Source organism: Massilia yuzhufengensis (assembly GCF_900112225.1).
In the GTDB taxonomy this organism is placed as follows: domain Bacteria; phylum Pseudomonadota; class Gammaproteobacteria; order Burkholderiales; family Burkholderiaceae_D; genus Telluria; species Telluria yuzhufengensis.
Genome location: NZ_FOLD01000003.1, coordinates 121,232 through 137,478 on the forward strand (window position 1 = coordinate 121,232; position 16,247 = coordinate 137,478).

At 66.2% G+C, this 16,247-nt stretch carries 15 protein-coding genes; 6 read left to right on the forward strand and 9 right to left on the reverse strand.

The features are described from left to right. The first annotated feature begins 180 nt into the window (after positions 1-180). A complete protein-coding gene (locus BM031_RS26285; protein ID WP_091871492.1) occupies positions 181-1,761 on the forward strand; it encodes a methyl-accepting chemotaxis protein in 1,581 nt (526 codons plus the stop codon). A 142-nt stretch (positions 1,762-1,903) separates the two neighbouring features. Here BM031_RS26285 and nth read toward each other — a convergent pair whose 3' ends face one another. Both nth and rsxB read right to left on the reverse strand, forming a co-directional pair. After that, positions 1,904-2,596 (reverse strand): endonuclease III, encoded by a 693-nt coding sequence (gene nth / locus BM031_RS04070; protein ID WP_091871494.1) that lies wholly within the window; start codon positions 2,594-2,596, stop codon positions 1,904-1,906. Positions 2,597-2,600: 4 nt separating this feature from the next. Continuing rightward, a complete protein-coding gene (rsxB, locus tag BM031_RS04075) occupies positions 2,601-3,278 on the reverse strand; it encodes an electron transport complex subunit RsxB (protein WP_091871497.1) in 678 nt (225 codons plus the stop codon). A 136-nt stretch (positions 3,279-3,414) separates the two neighbouring features. Here rsxB and BM031_RS04080 point away from each other — a divergent pair, with 136 nt between their 5' ends. Continuing rightward, a complete protein-coding gene (locus tag BM031_RS04080) occupies positions 3,415-3,750 on the forward strand; it encodes an RcnB family protein (RefSeq protein ID WP_091871500.1) in 336 nt (111 codons plus the stop codon). Between the two features lie 184 nt (positions 3,751-3,934). On the opposite strand, the gene BM031_RS04085 is transcribed toward BM031_RS04080, so the two are convergent. The 5 genes from BM031_RS04085 to BM031_RS04105 form a co-directional block, all read right to left on the reverse strand. Then, a complete protein-coding gene (locus BM031_RS04085; protein ID WP_091871502.1) occupies positions 3,935-5,170 on the reverse strand; it encodes a polyhydroxyalkanoate depolymerase in 1,236 nt (411 codons plus the stop codon). 309 nt (positions 5,171-5,479) lie between these two features. After that, positions 5,480-6,577 carry an NAD(P)/FAD-dependent oxidoreductase gene (locus BM031_RS04090; protein ID WP_229408522.1) on the reverse strand — a complete coding sequence of 366 codons (1,098 nt, stop codon included), beginning with the start codon at positions 6,575-6,577 and terminating at the stop codon, positions 5,480-5,482. A gap of 109 nt (positions 6,578-6,686) precedes the next feature. After that, a complete protein-coding gene (fdxA, locus tag BM031_RS04095) occupies positions 6,687-7,010 on the reverse strand; it encodes a ferredoxin FdxA (RefSeq protein ID WP_091871505.1) in 324 nt (107 codons plus the stop codon). A gap of 181 nt (positions 7,011-7,191) precedes the next feature. Next, positions 7,192-7,467: a protealysin inhibitor emfourin gene (locus tag BM031_RS04100; protein ID WP_091871508.1), complete on the reverse strand. Its 276-nt coding sequence runs from the start codon at positions 7,465-7,467 to the stop codon at positions 7,192-7,194. Continuing rightward, a complete protein-coding gene (locus BM031_RS04105) occupies positions 7,464-8,957 on the reverse strand; it encodes a gluzincin family metallopeptidase (RefSeq protein WP_091871511.1) in 1,494 nt (497 codons plus the stop codon). Before BM031_RS04105 ends, BM031_RS04100 begins: the two co-directional genes overlap by 4 nt. A 178-nt stretch (positions 8,958-9,135) precedes the next feature. Between BM031_RS04105 and BM031_RS04110 the strand changes: the two genes are divergently transcribed. Then, a complete protein-coding gene (locus BM031_RS04110) occupies positions 9,136-9,417 on the forward strand; it encodes a polyhydroxyalkanoic acid system family protein (protein ID WP_091871514.1) in 282 nt (93 codons plus the stop codon). Positions 9,418-9,463: 46 nt separating this feature from the next. On the opposite strand, the gene BM031_RS04115 is transcribed toward BM031_RS04110, so the two are convergent. Then, positions 9,464-9,718 carry an acyl-CoA-binding protein gene (locus BM031_RS04115; protein ID WP_091871518.1) on the reverse strand — a complete coding sequence of 85 codons (255 nt, stop codon included), beginning with the start codon at positions 9,716-9,718 and terminating at the stop codon, positions 9,464-9,466. A gap of 146 nt (positions 9,719-9,864) precedes the next feature. After that, the gene (locus BM031_RS04120; RefSeq protein ID WP_091871521.1) at positions 9,865-10,221 is read right to left on the reverse strand and encodes an FKBP-type peptidyl-prolyl cis-trans isomerase; all 357 of its coding nucleotides are present in this window, start codon (positions 10,219-10,221) and stop codon (positions 9,865-9,867) included. A 149-nt stretch (positions 10,222-10,370) separates the two neighbouring features. On the opposite strand from BM031_RS04120, the gene BM031_RS04125 reads away from it, so the two are divergent. From BM031_RS04125 to BM031_RS04135, 3 genes are all read left to right on the forward strand, one after another. Then, positions 10,371-11,192 (forward strand): EI24 domain-containing protein, encoded by an 822-nt coding sequence (locus tag BM031_RS04125; RefSeq protein WP_091871523.1) that lies wholly within the window; start codon positions 10,371-10,373, stop codon positions 11,190-11,192. A gap of 444 nt (positions 11,193-11,636) precedes the next feature. Then, positions 11,637-14,816, forward strand: a complete 3,180-nt coding sequence (locus BM031_RS04130) for a transglycosylase domain-containing protein (RefSeq protein ID WP_229408524.1) — start codon at positions 11,637-11,639, stop codon at positions 14,814-14,816. Positions 14,817-14,854: 38 nt separating this feature from the next. Further along, a complete protein-coding gene (locus BM031_RS04135) occupies positions 14,855-16,198 on the forward strand; it encodes a TAXI family TRAP transporter solute-binding subunit (protein WP_229408526.1) in 1,344 nt (447 codons plus the stop codon). Positions 16,199-16,247 lie beyond the last annotated feature (49 nt).

Consider the following 16,247-nt stretch of genomic DNA (forward strand, 5'->3'; position numbering starts at 1 on the left):
AAGAGTGGCGCACCCGGCGGGTGCGCTCGTTGCTGTTGAGCTACACAAACGGGATGAATCGCTCTTGTGTTAGCTCAAATTTTTGCCGATTGGTTACAAGAATCGTAGACTGATGGTGGATTGTGCACAGCAGCAACCCTGCGCGTGCACGCCATTCTTTCCGCTCTTGTGAGACCAGCCATGAAACTCAGCCGTAAGCTACCCCTTGGATTTGCCGCCGTCACCCTGGTCGTCGCCTGTGCCGGCTTCTTTGGCATGAGCCAGATGAACCATGCGGTCGACACCTACAACGTCGCCCTGGTCGAGGCCGGCCACGCGCAGCAGGTGGAAGCCCTGCTGTCGCGCTTCCGCCTGCAAACCCAGGAATGGAAAAACACCCTGTTGCGCGGCAAGGACGAGGAACAGCGCACCAGGTACTGGAACGCCTTCCAGAAGAGCGAGGCGGAAGTCGCGAAGGAAGTCGCGGACCTGGTCGCCGTCCTGCCTGCCGGGGAAACCCGTGAGCTGCTGGGCCAGTTCGGCCAGGCGCACGCGAAGATGGGTGAAGGCTACCGGCGCGGCTTCGGCGAGTTCACCGCCGCCGGCTTCGACCCGGCCGCCGGCGACACCGCCGTCAAGGGCCTGGACCGGGCGCCGGCCGAGTTGCTGGACAAGGCGGAGGATGCGATGAGCCGGGAAGCCAAGGGCACCGTCGCCGATGCCGAGGTGGTCGGCAAGCGCGCCACGCTGCTCAGCACCACCCTGATGCTGCTGGGCGCGGTCGTGGCCGTGGTGGCCGGCGTGCTGGTGTCGCGCTCGATCACGCGTCCGCTCGAAGACGCCGTGCAGGCCGCGCAGAGCGTGGCGGCGGGCGACCTGCGCACCACCATCGATGTGCGCTCGAACGACGAGACCGGCCAGCTGCTGCAGGCCCTGAAGGACATGACCGGCAGCCTGCAGAACATCGTGGCGCAGGTGCGCGGCGGCGCCGAGACCATCGCCGTGGCGTCGGACGAAATCGCACGCGGCAACCTGGACCTGTCGAGCCGCACCGAGCAGCAGGCCGGCGCGATCGAGGAAACCGCGTCGTCGATGGAAGAAATCACCGCGACCGTGCAGCAGAACGCCGAGAGCGCACGCCAGGCCAACCAGCTGGCCATCTCGGCCTGCGACGTGGCGGCCAAGGGCGGTCACATGGTCGAGCAGGTGGTCGGCACCATGGCCTCGATCACCGAGTCTTCGCGCAAGATCGTCGACATCATCAGTGTCATCGACAGCATCGCGTTCCAGACCAACATCCTGGCATTGAACGCCGCGGTGGAAGCGGCGCGCGCGGGCGAGCAGGGCCGCGGCTTTGCCGTGGTGGCGAGCGAAGTGCGCAACCTGGCGCAGCGTTCCGCCACCGCCGCCAAGGAGATCAAGGAACTGATCAATGACTCGGTGCTGCGGGTCGACGCCGGCAACCGCCTGGTGGGCGAAACCGGCGCCACGATGGGCGAGATCGTTACCAGCGTGCGCCGCGTGATGGACATCATCGGCGAGATCAGCACCGCCAGCGCGGAGCAGGGCGCCGGCATCGCCCAGGTCAACATGGCGGTGAGCGAGATGGACAGCGTCACCCAGCAGAATGCGGCGCTGGTGGAGGAAGCGGCGGCGGCTGCGCAATCGCTGCGCGACCAGACGCAGGCGCTCAACGACGTGGTGGCTGTGTTCAAGCTGGAAGACGCGCGCGAGGCGCGCAAGGCGATTCCGGCGCGTGCGCCGGCGAGGTTGACTGCGTAGGGTGGTCGGCTTCGCCGACCGCGCGTCCGGCTCCGGCATGCGTGGCTACTGCGCATCGGGGAATTGAACGCGCGGTCGGCAGAGCCGACCACCCTACGCACAATAGAAAACGCACCGCGTCCCGGTGCGTTTTTTTGCGCCCTTACCCCAGCTCGGCCACTTGGACGGCCGCCTGCACCGCGGGGTCCAGCACGCCGGCGGGCGCCGGCGTCTTCTCGCGGTACTCGCACAGGTCGCTAATGAGGCAGTTCCAGCACTTGGGTTTGCGCGCCACGCAGGTGTAGCGGCCGTGCAGGATCAGCCAGTGGTGGGCATCGACCAGGAACTCCTTCGGCACGAACTTGAGCAGCTTCTGCTCGACGATGTCGACGTTCTTGCCCGGCGCGATATTGGTGCGGTTCGATACCCGGAAGATGTGGGTGTCGACCGCCATCGCCGCCTCCCCGAAAGCGGTGTTGAGGACCACGTTGGCGGTCTTGCGGCCCACCCCCGGCAGGGCTTCGAGCGCCTCGCGCGCACGCGGCACCTCGCCCCCATGCTGCTCCACCAGGATCTGGCAGGTGGCGATCACGTTCTTGGCCTTGTTGTTGTACAGGCCGATGGTCGAGATATAGGTCTTGAGTTCGTCCACGCCCATGTCGAGGATGGCTTGCGGCGTATTGGCCACCGGGTAGAGCCGGCGCGTGGCCTTGTTCACGCCGACGTCGGTCGACTGCGCCGACAGCAGTACCGCGATCAGCAATTCGAACGGCGTGCTGAATTCGAGTTCGGTGGTCGGGTGCGGGTTGGCGGCGCGAAAGCGCGTGAAGATCTCGAGGCGTTTGGCGGGATTCATGGGCTTACTGTTTGTCTGGCGGATTGCCTGCGGCCTTCTGGCGCGCGCGTTCGATGGCCGCTGCGATGATGGCGCGCTTGCGCTCCTTCTCGGCCAGCTCTTCCGGCGTGTTGGTCGGCTCGAGCGTCACTTCGCGCATCTTCTCCAGCGCCTTGGCGGCCAGGCGCGCGTCGTTCTCTTCGCGCTCGCGGCGCAGGCGCTCGCTGCGGAAGTCGTGGCGCGCGCGCGCCGCGTCGGCCGCTTCCTGCGACCACGCGTCCCAGCCGGTCTCGTTCGTCACTGGCAGCATCGAGATGCAGTCGACCGGGCAGGGCGCCACGCACAGGTCGCAGCCGGTGCACAGGGTGGGCAGGATCGTGTGCATCTGCTTGGCCGCACCCAGGATGGCGTCGACCGGGCAGGCCTGGATGCACAGCGTGCAGCCGATGCACAGGGCTTCGTCGATGAAGGCAACCGGGCGCGGGCGCTCGATGCCATTGGCCGGGTTGATCGGGATGACCGGGCGCCCGGTGACCGAGGACAGCCGGCGCACGCCTTCGATGCCGCCCGGCGGGCACTGGTTGATCTCGGCTTCGCCGCTGGCGATCGCTTCCGCATACGGACGGCATGCGGGATAGCCGCACTTCGTGCATTGCGTCTGCGGCAGCAGGTCTTCGATCTGGTCGGCGAGGGTCTTGGTCACGGCGCGCGGGTGCGGTAAAAGCCGACATTATCCGCCAAAACGCGGAGGCGGTGCCGCAATGTGCGTGGGTGAGCGAACAGACCGGGCGAGGCGTGCATGGTGTACTGGCTCATCGACGCCCAACCCAGGAGCTCACATGAACAAATACTTTGTCCCGGCCCTCGTCGCCGCGGTGCTGGCCGGTGGCGCCGCGGCACAGGTGCAGCAGCGCGGCGAACAGGAAGCCCGCGCCGTCCAGGCCAAGCAGGTCGCCAAGGCCGGCCGCTACCGCAGCGTGGAAGCCAGCGGCCAGCTCAAGCGCGGCGAGCAGCTGCCGCCAAGGTACCGCACGCATCACTATGTCGTGGAAAACTGGCAGGCGCACCGCCTGAGCGAACCGCCGCGCGGGCACCAGTGGGTGCAGGCGGGGAGCGATTATGCGCTGGTGGCGATTGCGACGGGGGTGGTGACGGAGGTATTGGTGGGGCAGTGATCGTGCGCTGTTGGTACACATGGGAACTTGGGTTCCGGCCTGCGCCGGAACGACGTGCTGAGAGTACCGACTGCGGATGAACCGTCGTCCCGGCGCAGGCCGGACCTAAGTTCGTCGCGTATCGACAGCCCAAACAAAAGACGCCAGAGCAAGCCCTGGCGTTTTTCACATCACCTCACATCATTCAAGCATGCGCCCGAATGAACTCGCCGATCTTCGGGCAGATGATCTCGCGCCAGCGGCGCCCCGAGAAGATCCCGTAGTGCCCGCATTTCGGCGCAACGAAGTCCAGGTGCATGTCAGCGGGAATGCCGCTGCACAGGTCGTGCGCCGCGCGGGTCTGGCCGGCGCCGGAGATGTCGTCGAGCTCGCCTTCGACGGTGAACAGGGCCACCGTCTTGATGTCTTGCGGGCGCACCAGCTTGCCGCCGACTTCCCAGGTGCCCTTGGGCAGGCGGTGTTCCTGGAACACGGTCTTGATGGTGTCGAGGTAGTACTCGGCCGGCATGTCGAGCACGGCGTTGTATTCATCGTAGAACTGGCGGTGCGCTTCGGCCGAATCGTCGTCGCCCTGCACCAGGTGCGAGTAGAACTCGCGGTGGCTTTGGGCGTGGCGGCCCGGGTTCATGGCGATGAAGCCGGCGTGCTGCAGGAAGCCGGGATACACCTTGCGCCCGAAGCCCGGGTAGTTGCCCGGCACCGAGTAGATCACGGTGTTCTCGAACCACGAGAACGGCTTCTCCACCGCCAGGTCGTTCACGGCGGTGGGCGACTTGCGCGGGTCGATCGGTCCGCCCATCATGGTCATGGTCTTCGGCAGCTTCGGGTCGTTGGCCGAGGCCATCAGCGAGATCGCGGCCAGCACCGGCACGGTCGGCTGGCACACCGAGATCACGTGCACGTCCGGGCCCAGGTGGCGGATGAAGTCCTGGACGTAGAAAATGTAGTCGTCGAGGTGGAAAGCGCCGTCTTTCAGCGGCACCATGCGCGCATCGGTCCAGTCGGTGATGAAGACGTCGTGTTCGACCAGCAGGGCGCGCACGGTGTCGCGCAGCAGGGTGGCGTGGTGGCCGGACAGCGGCGCCACGACCAGCACGGTCGGCTGCTTGAGTTCGGCGATGGCCTGCTCGGTCAGGTCTTTCTTGAAATGCAGGAGCTTGCAGAACGGTTTTTCGACCGCGGTCTGTTCATTGATGCCGACCTCGGCATCGTTGATGCGCACGGTCTTGATGCCGAAGGCCGGCTTTTCGTAATCCTTGCCCAGGCGGTACATCAGTTCGTAGCCTGCGGCGATACGCTGGGAAAATGGGGTGTGCGCGAACGGGGAAACCGGGTTCGAGAACAGCTTGGAAGACGCATCGGCCCACTGCATCAGTGGGGTCAGGAAGGAGCGTTGCATCTCGTGCAGTTGGTAAAGCATAAATTTTTCCTTCGGGTAGACTAGGCGCGTCGCAATCGTTATGCGCGTAACTGCAGGTAATTATAGGGGATAGTCATTTACTTGTGGAAACAGTCGTTTTCACTTTCCCTTGGTGGCCTAACGCTCACGGATTACTTGTAGCATATTTGCGCACCACCGTTCGGTGAGGCTCCCCACATAGTCCGAAAGTCTTGCTGCCGGTTCCGTGTTCGTCGCAATCCGGTTACAGAACAGCGCCTCGCCTGCCCGAATGAAAAATGCCGCCGGGCTTGCGCCGGGCGGCATTTTTTTACCAGCCGGTAAAAAAAATCAGTCGAAGACCGGGGTCTCGACGCCGAGGATCTTGTGCAGCTTCGGCGAGGTCGTCGTGTACTGCATGTGGATCTTCTTGTCCGGGAAGATGTAGGGCGCGGCGCCGAAGGCGGCCAGCGCGGCTTCGTGGAAGCCCGACAGGATCAGCTTCTTCTTGCCCGGGTAGGTGTTGATGTCGCCCACCGCGAAGATGCCCGGGACATTGGTCTCGAACTTTTCAGTGTCGACCACTTTGAGCTGCTTGCGCTCGATGTCCAGGCCCCATTCGGCGATCGGGCCGAGCTTGGGCGACAGGCCGAAGAACACCATCAGCATGTCCAGCGGCACGCGGCGGGTGACGCCGTCGGCGCCGGTGACTTTCACTTCGGTCAGCTTGCCATCGGCTTCGTCGAAGCCGGTGACCTGGCCGGTGATCAGCTGCATCTCGTATTCGTCGCACAGGGCCTTCATCTTGGCCACCGAGGCCGGGGCTGCGCGGAAGTCTTCGCGGCGGTGCAGCAGCACGACCGATTCGGCCTTGCCGACGAAGTTCAGGGCCCAGTCCAGCGCCGAGTCGCCGCCGCCGCAGATGACCAGGTTCTTGCCTTCGAAAATGGCCGGATCCTTGACCCGGTAGAACAGCTGGCTGTTCTCGAATTTCTCGATGCCGTCGACCTTGATCGTGCGCGCCTGGAAGGAACCGACGCCGGCAGCGATGAAGATGGTCTTGGTGATGAACTGGGTGCCCAGCGAAGTCTCGACATTGAAGCGGCCGTCTTCGCGGCGCTGCACGGTGGTGACTTCCTGGCCCAGGTGGAAGGTCGGCTCGAAGGGCTCGATCTGCTTGAGCAGGTTGTCGGTCAGTTCCTGGCCGGTGCACACCGGCACCGCCGGGATGTCGTAGATCGGCTTGTCCGGATACAGTTCCACGCACTGGCCGCCGACGGCCGGCAGCGAATCGATGACATGGGCCTTGATTTCGAGGAGGCCGAGTTCGAAGACCTGGAACAGGCCGACCGGGCCGGCGCCGATGATCACGGCATCGGCTTCGATCGCACCGGCGAACGAGCTGTTGGGAGCGATGCTGCCCGCTTCGTGGGAGGCACTGATAGTCATGCGCTTAAATCCTGTGGTTTTTTTGATGTGGTGGGGCGATGGCCGCTAGTGTGCCATGATTGACGAACCTGCGCTGTGGCCGGGCCCTGGCGGACCCGGCCATGGGGCTTCAGCGGGCCAGCTGGTCCAGCTTGTCCTTGACGTCTTTCCACTCTTCCGCATCCGGCAGGGCCGGCTTGGTCTTGGTGATCGACGGCCAGAAGCGCGACAGGTCGGCATTGATCTTGATGAACTGCTGCTGGTCGGACGGCACGTCTTCTTCCGCGTAGATGGCGTTCACCGGGCATTCCGCCACGCAGACGGCGCAATCGATGCACTCGTCAGGGTCGATGGTGAGGAAATTCGGGCCTTCCCGGAAACAATCTACCGGGCATACATCGACGCAATCGGTATACCGGCAGCGGATGCACGATTCGGTGACAACGTGGGTCATAACAGTCCTATTAGTGAGGTGTCGCGTCGCCGGGCGCGCAGTGGGCCGGCCGGACATGGCAAAGCACTGTATTTTAGGGCAATTCGGGTTTTCCTACAAATTGGCCTTAGACACAATATATATAAGCAAATGTGATGAATGGCGTCGCACAGGAGGGCGACGCCATTTTGCGGGCAGCCGTTCAGGCGCTGCTGCGCAGGCGGTCGAGCAGGGCTTGCCAGTCGCCGCCGCTGCCGTCTTCGCGCAGGAAAACGGTGTGGCAGCGCTGGCCATCCTCGACCGTGATTTCCCAGCGCGGCAAGTCGGCGCCGACCGGGCAGCTCGGTGCGGCCGAGAAGAAATCGAGCCGGTCCAGCAGGTGCTCCAGCTCGCCGCCGACCGGGTGGGCGGCGGTGTCGAGGTCGTAGGCTTCGGCCAGGCCGGCGAAGCCGCCGCAGGCGCGGGCGCTGATTTTCATGATCGGTCCGCCGCTGCGGGTTCCGCCACGACCGGCACCACGCATTCGCCCATCCGGCCGTTGGCCGCGCACCAGCGCGCCAGCGCGCGGGCCTCGCCGTCGAGCACTTTGTCCACCCGGTGGTATTCGGGCAGGTTCATGGTGCCGCAGCAAGCGCGCCGGTCCTGGCGCGCGCCCGGCTTGTCGCACACCTTCGGCGCCAGCGGCCCGGCGGCGGGCGCGGCGCCGGCGGCGGACTGCGGCTGTTCGACCACGTCGCGGCGCGCGAACTGGTTGCGGATGAAGGCCGCATACGGCGCCGGCCGGCCGTCTTCCGCGACGATGCGCAGCATCTCGTTGACCACATCCACGTAGCTGGCGGCGCTGTCCGGGGCGGCGATCAGGGCGCGCAGCAGCAGGCCGCGCAGGTAGGCCGCGACCCGGTGCAGCACGGCCGCGTCGTCGTCCAGCAGGGGATTGCGCTCGTAGGCGAACATGTCGGCCAGCACGTCGTACATGGCGCCGGTGAACACCTGCGAGATCGCGTGCACCTGGGTGCCGGCCTGGCCCAGGGTCAGGTCGTTGTCGGCGTTGCGCAGCCCTGTGCTGCCGCCCAGCGCCAGCCCGAACTGCTCGGCGATGTCGGACAAGAAGGTCTTGTCGTGCAGGTGGGCCTTGGTCTGGGCCACCACCGCCTCGCACTGGTCGAGCTGCGACAGGGCCAGGAAGATCGCGGTCAGGTCGCCGAAGGCTTCGTGCAGGCCGCCGGTCTGGGGCGGGGCGTCGGCCAGCAGCCACTGGGGTTTCAGGCCGTCCAGCACCGCGTGGGCGGTCTCGTGGGCCACGATATCGAACGAACGGCAGGTGTACACGCGCGCCTCCTCGCCCGCAGGGACGAAATCGCCGAACTTCAGGCAGCCCTGGGTGCGGCTGTAGAAGGCATTCATCACGTTCGGCAAGCCATACGGGAACACCGCCAGCGGGCGCGTGTCCATGCTGGTGTTCCATTGCCAGGGCAGCGGCATCTGGAGGCCGGCCACCAAGAGCGCGCGCTGGTACATGGTCAGCGTCTGGCGCACCACGGCGAAGGTGTGCACCGCGTCGAACTGGGGCGTGTCGGGCTGGGTGACGAAGTCGCCGAAGGCGTTCGGTTCCACCGCGTCGATGCCGGGCGAGCCGGGCGCGATGCGGGCGTCGCGCGGGCCCGCCAGCACCGGGCCGGGCAGGTAGGCGCGGCGGGTGCCGATCTCGCCCACCGAGGGGTCCTGCTTCCACATCAGCACGCGTGCGCCGAAGGCATGCGGCAGCGGCGGCGCGTCGGCCCCCTCGTCGTCGGCCTCTGCCGCGGCCACGGCCTGCGGCTCGCCGCCGGGCTCGGCCGGCTGCTCGAGCAGCCGGGCGATGCGATGCTGCTGCTGGTAGGGCGCGCTGGGCGTGGGAATGAAGCGGACCGGCGTCTGGTCACGCGTGGGCGTGTCCAGTTCGGCCGGCAAGAGGGCACCTGGTTCCATGACGGCTCCTTGCGAAATGTCGGGCGGCATCTCCATGGTCGCGCGACCTGAGCAGTAGACATTGAGTCGCGTCAATTGTCTGGGCCGAGGCCGATTCCATGTGCTGCACTGGCCGAGTTCGCCACGAACTGGCATCATGGCGGGCTGTTTTGCATTGGATCAGGAAGGATTAGCGAGCATGTCGGAAATTAGCATCGTCCAGGAACACAGCCTCAGCCCGGAACAGGCGCGCAGCGCCGCCCAGCAGGTCGCGCAACGGATGGCCGCCGAATACGGCCTGGCCTGCCAGTGGGATGGCGACGTGCTGCGCTTCGAGCGCAGCGGCGTGGAAGGGGCGCTGACGCTCGAGGGCCAGCGCGCCGCGATGCGGATCCGCCTGGGATTCTTCATGGCCGCGTTTGCGTCGGCGATCGAAGCGAAGGTGGCGGAAAAGATGCGCAAGGTGTTCGTGCCGGCCTGAGGTACGGGCCGGGCAGGGGCCGCCCGCGGGGCGGCCGTCAGGGTTATTAGCCCTTGAGTTCTTCGACCAGGTCGACGTACTGCTGCATCGCCTCGTCCTGCGAGGTGCCGGCCAGCGCGGCCCAGGCGTCGAACTTGGCGCGGTTGACGAAATCGGTCATGCCGGGACGCTCGCCGGTGGCGTCGCCGCTCGAACCCTGCTTGAAGAGCGCGTACATCTTCAGCAAGGTCATGTTGTCCGGGCGTTCCGGCAGATTCTTGGATTCGGCCTGGGCCTGGGCGAACTGTTCCTGCAAGCTCATGAATACTCCTGTGTGTGGTTGCGTTGGCAATATGGCAAGGTGCCAATGCGGCCATCTTAGCGCAGGAGGCGGGCGTTGACGCCCAAATGCGGGGAACTTTAGAGGGGATGCTCAGGCGGCGCCGCGATTGGCGCCGCCTGTTTTTCCTAGACCGCCAGCAGTTCGACGTCGAAGATCAGGGTGGCGTTCGGCGGAATGGCGCCGCCGGCGCCGCGCGCGCCGTAGCCCAGGCTGGCCGGGATGGTCAGGCGGCGCTGGCCGCCGACTTTCATGCCCTGCACGCCTTCGTCCCAGCCGCGGATCACGTGGCCCGCGCCCAGCGAGAACTGGAACGGGTCATTGCGGTCCTTGCTCGAATCGAACTTGGAGCCGGTGCTGCCGTCGTCGTTGCGCAGCCAGCCGGTGTAGTGGACGGTGACGTGCTGGCCGGCTTTCGCCTCGGCGCCCGTGCCTTCGATGGTATCTTCGTATTGCAGGCCGGAATCAGTAGTAGTGGTGGACATGGTCTTCCCTGTTGTTCAAGTTGAACGGCGATTGTAGTGCATCGCCCCGTGCCGCGCCAACGGGGCCGAATGCGTAGAATGGCAATATTGGAATCCAGACAAGGAGCCGCGATGTCCCCCTTCTCACCAGCCCGCCACAGGGAACGCCCATGAGGGGCGTCGGCCTGGCCTACCGGCGCGCGCTGCGCGCCCAGTTCTCGCGCCGCATGCTGCTGCTGTCCGGCGCGCCGCTGGTGCTGTCGCTGCTGCTGTGGGGCGCGCTGCTGTGGACCGGCCTGCAGCCGCTGCTGGACTGGCTGCACGCGTCTTTCGCCGACTACGGCATCTTCCAGTCGAGCAGCAGCCTGCTGGCGATGCTGGGGCTGGGCATGCTCAAGGTGATGGTGGTGCCGCTGCTGGCGATCGCCGTGCTGCTGCCGCTGATGATCGGCTCGGCGCTGCTGTTCATGGGCGCCATCGCGATGCCGGCGATCGAGCGCCATGTCGGCGCCACCCAGTACCCGCTGCTGGAGAAGAAGCAGGGCGGCTCCTTCCTGGGGAGCGTGGCTATCAACCTCGGCAGCACGGCGGTGTTCGCGGTGCTGTGGCTGTTCACCCTGCCGCTGTACGCGGTGCCGCCGCTGGCCTGGCTGGTGCAGGCCTGCCTGTGGGCTTGGGTGACCTCGCGCGTGATGAGCTACGACGCGCTGGCCGCCCACGCCAGCGCGGAAGAACGGCAGGAACTCAAACGCCGCCACCGCGGCGCGCTGCTGGGCATCGGCTTCGCCTCCGGCCTGGCCGGCGCGCTGCCGGGCATCGCGTGGATGGGCGGGGCGCTGCTGTCGGTGGTGCTGTTCCCCTTCCTGGCGATGCTGTCGCTGTGGCTGTACATCATGATCTTCCTGTTCGCCGGACTATGGTTCCAGTACTACTGCCTCGGCGCGCTGGAAGATCTGCGTGGAAGCGCTGCGGCGCCGGCCGTGCGGGCCTGAAACGGGCTGGGTCAACGCGCATGGCGCATGCGGCGTTATGCGGGCAGAACCGTCCGGACTTGTCGCGAAAATATCGACTTTGTAGGACTACACGCCGCGCTTCTAACTCTGCCGTTGTTTTTTTGCGAAAATACTTCGCACGAATCAAAATTGTCAAACGCCGTCTCGCGCGTGTCGTATTGATGTGGTGGAATGATACCTGTGAGAGGTGCAATCCTGAGTGAGTTTGCGCCGCGCATTTTTGCAGTACTGACGAGGACCTCATCACTCGAACGGACAAGCAGCAAGGATGGCGGGCAGGTTGCGGGGATTGAGCGAGCAATGATTCAAACCGGTTGAGCCATCATGGAAAGTATTCGCCGTCTCGGACGGCCCAGTAATGTATTCCGCGCAGTAGGTAAGTGGCGCGGCCGCAATGCCCCAGCCATGGCTGGCGGCGCACCCGTGCTCGCGTCCGCGGCCGGGAACGACGTGCCCCTGTACGAGGCCTATCCGCACCTGGCCGCCGTCGGCGGCGCGCCCGGCGGCGCACCCGTGCCCCCGCCGGAACCGCCCGACAGCGAAGGCACACCCGAAGGCAAGCCGAGCCCGGCGCCGCGCAAGCGCCGCTTCCGGATCTGGTTCTACGTCATCCTGCTGATCCTGCTCGTGCTGCTGGGCGGCTGGGGCGCGCTCGAAGTGCGCAGCTCGCGCCTGCAGGCCAAGGTCTTCGCCGGCATGGCCGCCGACCTCACCTACCGCATGGAGAAGGGCCCGAGCAAGTCGATCCGCTTCCCGCAAGCGAGCCCCTACGACACCCGGCTCGGCTATGCCAGCATGCCGGCCTACCTGCAGAAGCTGGAGTCGCGCGGCTACCTGATCGACGCCCAGGCCCGCATCTCGCCGAAAATGGCCGAGATGGCCGACCGCGGCCTGTACGCCACCTATCACGAGAAGACCAAGGTCGGCCTCGAGATCCTCGATTGCCGCGCCCAGCCGCTGTTCGCCTCGCGCTTCCCCGAACGCTTCTATCACAAGTTCGACGATGCGCCGCCGCTGCTGGTGCAAAGCCTGCTGTTCATCGAAAACCGCGAACTGCTCGACCCGGCCTACCCGCACCGCAACCCGGCGGTCGAGTGGGACCGCTTCTCGAAAGCCGTGTTCGACAAGACCCTGAGCAGCGTGGGCCTGGGCGGCGGCGGGCGCGTGGCCGGCGGCAGCACGCTGGCGACGCAAATCGAAAAGTACCGCCACTCGCCCGAAGGGCGAACCGGCTCGCTGCAGGATAAACTCATCCAGATGGCCTCGGCCACCCTGCGCGCCTACCAGGACGGCGAAGACACCACCAAGGCGCGGCGCCAGATCGTGCTCGACTACCTCAACACCGTGCCGCTGTCGGCCAAGCCGGGCTACGGCGAAGTCAATGGCATTGGCGACGGCATGTGGGTCTGGTACGGCCGCGACTTCGGCCAGCTCAGCACCATGCTGCGCGGCCCGATGGACAACCCGGACGCCGTCACCGCCTACAAGGAAGCGCTGTCGCTGATGATCGCGCAGCGCCGCCCCGCCTACTACCTGGGCGACGGCGAGCAAGACCTGGAAACCCTGACCAACAGCCACCTGCGGGTGCTGGCGCAAGTGGGCGTGATCTCGCCGCAGCTGCGCGACGCCGCCTTGACAGCCAAGCTGCACCCGGCCCAGGGTTCGGGCGTGGCCGCGCCGGGCGCCGACGCCTTCGTGTCGCGCAAGGCCGCCAACGCGGTGCGCAACCACCTCGGCTACCTGGTGGGCGACTCGCGCCTGTACAACCTCGACCGCCTCGACCTGTCGGTGGTCTCCACCCTCGACGCCCAGGTGCAGGCGGCGGTCACCGATGCGCTGCGCAAGCTGACCGACGCTGAGCACGCGAAGGAGGCCGGCCTGACCGGCAAGGGCCTGCTGGGCAACGGCGACCCGTCCCAGGTGGTCTACAGCTTCACCCTGATGGAACGCGGCGAGCACGTGAACTACCTGCGGGTCCAGACCGACAACTACGACCAGCCGCTCGACATCAACGAAGGCGCCAAGCTCGACCTGGGCTCCACCGCCAAGCTGCGCACCCTGGTGACCTACCTCGACATCGTCGACCAGCTGCACAAGCGCTTCGAACCGATGGACGAGATCGGCCTGATGGGCGTCGAAGTCGACGCGAAGGACCGCATGTCGCAATGGGCGCTGGAATACTTCCGCACCCTGCCGCGGGGTGGCGACCGCGGCCTGGCGCCGATGCTGGCCGCCGCACTGGAGCGCAAGTATTCGGCCAACCCGGGCGAAGCCTTCTTCACCGGCGGCGGCATCCACACCTTCGGCAACTTCAGCAAGCTCGACAACAGCAAGATCATGACGGTGACCGAGGCCTTGCGCAATTCGACCAACCTGGTGTTCGTGCGCATGATGCGCGATGTGGTGCGCTACTACATGTTCCAGCTGCCGGGCTCCTCGGCCCAGCTGCTGGCCGATGCCGACGACCCGCGCCGCCAGATGTACCTGGCGCGCTTCGCCGACAACGAGGGCAAGGTTTTCATGGCCAAGTTCTGGAACAAGTACAAGAACAAGACCCCGGCCGAGGTCGAGGCGCTGCTGTTCTCGGGCGTGCGTCCGATGGCCTCGAAGCTGGCCGCGGCGCACCGCACCATCGCGCCGAACGCCACGCTGGCGCAGTTCGCCGAGTTCATCGACAAGTCGCTGCCTTCGTCCACCGACATGGACCCGGACCGCATCCCCAAGATGTACGAGATGTACGACCCGCGCAATATGTCGCTGGCCGACCGCGGCTACGTGGCCTCGGTCCACCCGCTGGAACTGTGGCTGGTGAGCTACCTGCGCACCCACCCCAAGGCCGGCTGGACCGAAGTGACCAATGCCAGCGTCAAGGAGCGCCAGGAAGTGTATTCGTGGCTGTTCAAGACCCACCGCAAGCACGCCCAGGACAACCGCATCGCCGGCCTGCTCGAAGTCGAAGCCTTCCTCAAGATCCACGCGCAGTGGAAGAAGATGGGCTACCCCTTCGATTCGCTGGTGCCGTCCTACGCCACCACCCTGGGCGCCTCGGCCGACCGTCCGGCTTCGCTGGCCGAGCTGATGGGCATCATCGTCAATGGCGGCGTGCGCAAACCGGTCGAGCGCATCGATTCGCTGCACTTCGCCAAGGACACGCCGTACGAGACCCTGGTCAAGCGCAGCAAGGGCGGCGGCAAGGAGCAGGTACTGGCGCCGGAAGTCGCGCGCGCCGTGGCCGACGCCATCCAGGGCGTGGTCTCGGACGGTACCGCCAAGCGCGTCAAGACCGCCTTCAAGCAGGCCGATGGCAGCATCATCGCCCTGGGCGGCAAGACCGGCACCGGCGACCAGCGCTTCGAAGTCTATGCGCGCGGTGGGCGCGTGATCGAGTCGCGCTACGTGAACCGGTCGGCGACCTTCGTCTTCAACATCGGCGAGCGCTTCTTCGGCAGCATGACCGCCTACGTGCACGGCCCGCAGTCGGGTAACTACGACTTCACCAGCGCGCTGCCGGTGCAGCTGCTGGTCACGCTGGCGCCGAGCCTGATGCCGATGATCGAACCGCCTCCGGGCAGCATCGCCGCCCAGCGACAGTGCGTCCGATAAAGGGAAGTACCAAGGCGGTCAAGCGCGCGGTTTCAAAAGTGCGCCAGTTCAGCTTCGTGTCCCTGCGCGACCTCTTGGTGGCGTCCGGGCCGACGCTGCTGGCGGTGGTGGCGGTGGCGGTGCTGGCCTACCTGTGGGTCGACCCGGCGCCGCCGCGGCGCCTCACCATGGCCACCGGCCAGTTCAACAGCGCCTACCAGGAGTTCGGGCGCCAGTACGCGTCCCTGCTGGCGCGCGACGAGATCGCGCTCACCCTCCAGCCTTCGCTGGGCTCGCACGAAAACCTGCAGCGCCTCCTCGACGGCAAGGCCGACATCGCGTTCGTGCAAAGCGGCTCGACCGAAGACGCGCAAGCCGCGCAGGCCGGGCTGGTGTCGCTCGGCAGCCTGTTTACGGAGCCGGTCTGGCTGTTCCTGCGCGAGTCGGCCAAGGTCACCCACTTCACGGACCTCAAAGGCAAACGCATCAACCTGGGGCCGGAAGGCACCGGCGTGCCGCGCCTGTTCCGCCAGGTGCTGGACGCCAACGGCATCGAGTCCAATGAACTGAAGATCGGCGCGCTGGAAAACACGCCGGCCACGATGGCGCTGCTGGCCGGGACCATCGACGGCCTGGTATTCAGCTCGGCGCCGGAAGCGCCGCTGATCCAGATGCTGCTGCAGACCCCCGGCATCAAGCTGTTCAACTTCAGCCAGGCCGACGCCTACACGCGCCGCCTGCCGTTCCTGACCCATGTGGTGCTGCCGCGCGGGATCGTCGACCTCGGGCGCGACATCCCGGCCCAGGACTACCACCTGATCGCCCCTACCGCCACCCTGGTGGCGCGCGAAGACCTGCACCCGGCGCTGGTGGGCCTCTTGGTCAAGTCGGCCGGCGAGATCCACGGCAAGGCCGGCTGGTTCCAGCAGCAGGGCCAGTTCCCGTCGCCGAAGTACACCGAGATCCCGGTGGCGCGCGAGGCGGCCCGCTACTACCGCGACGGCCCGCCCTTCATGCAGCGCTACATGCGCTTCTGGCTGGCCAACCTGTTCGAGCGCCTGTGGGTGGTGGCGGTGGCGCTGGCGGCCCTGTTGATACCGCTGTCGAAAATCGTGCCGCCGATCTACGTGTGGCGGGTGCGCTCGCGGGTCTACCGCTGGTACGGCGAATTGCGCAAGGTGGAGCAGGCGCTGGAGGCGATCGCGCCGGAAGAACGCGAGGCGGCGCGCGCGGGCCTGATGCAGCGCCTCGACGGGATCGAGGACAGCGTCAACCACATCTCGATCCCGCTGGCCTATGCGGAAGAACTGTACCGCCTGCGCAGCCACATCAACTTCGTGCGCGAGCGGGTGCGCGGCACGATCGACCAGCACGGCGTCGCTACCGCCAGCTTGGCGAAATAACAAACTTGCTTCGGAACGGATTACACTGGCGCTCTTTGTCCAGAATCCC

What these genes read in the sequence shown, in the direction of transcription:
- BM031_RS04120 (WP_091871521.1), bottom strand. Translation starts at nt 10,221, where the DNA reads ATGTCCACCACTACTACTGATTCCGGCCTGCAATACGAAGATACCATC.
- fdxA (WP_091871505.1), bottom strand. Translation starts at nt 7,010, where the DNA reads ATGACCCACGTTGTCACCGAATCGTGCATCCGCTGCCGGTATACCGAT.
- BM031_RS04110 (WP_091871514.1), top strand. Translation starts at nt 9,136, where the DNA reads ATGTCGGAAATTAGCATCGTCCAGGAACACAGCCTCAGCCCGGAACAG.
- BM031_RS04080 (WP_091871500.1), top strand. Translation starts at nt 3,415, where the DNA reads ATGAACAAATACTTTGTCCCGGCCCTCGTCGCCGCGGTGCTGGCCGGT.
- nth (WP_091871494.1), bottom strand. Translation starts at nt 2,596, where the DNA reads ATGAATCCCGCCAAACGCCTCGAGATCTTCACGCGCTTTCGCGCCGCC.
- BM031_RS04100 (WP_091871508.1), bottom strand. Translation starts at nt 7,467, where the DNA reads ATGAAAATCAGCGCCCGCGCCTGCGGCGGCTTCGCCGGCCTGGCCGAA.
- BM031_RS04115 (WP_091871518.1), bottom strand. Translation starts at nt 9,718, where the DNA reads ATGAGCTTGCAGGAACAGTTCGCCCAGGCCCAGGCCGAATCCAAGAAT.
- BM031_RS04105 (WP_091871511.1), bottom strand. Translation starts at nt 8,957, where the DNA reads ATGGAACCAGGTGCCCTCTTGCCGGCCGAACTGGACACGCCCACGCGT.
- BM031_RS04090 (WP_229408522.1), bottom strand. Translation starts at nt 6,577, where the DNA reads ATGACTATCAGTGCCTCCCACGAAGCGGGCAGCATCGCTCCCAACAGC.
- BM031_RS04125 (WP_091871523.1), top strand. Translation starts at nt 10,371, where the DNA reads ATGAGGGGCGTCGGCCTGGCCTACCGGCGCGCGCTGCGCGCCCAGTTC.
- BM031_RS26285 (WP_091871492.1), top strand. Translation starts at nt 181, where the DNA reads ATGAAACTCAGCCGTAAGCTACCCCTTGGATTTGCCGCCGTCACCCTG.
- BM031_RS04085 (WP_091871502.1), bottom strand. Translation starts at nt 5,170, where the DNA reads ATGCTTTACCAACTGCACGAGATGCAACGCTCCTTCCTGACCCCACTG.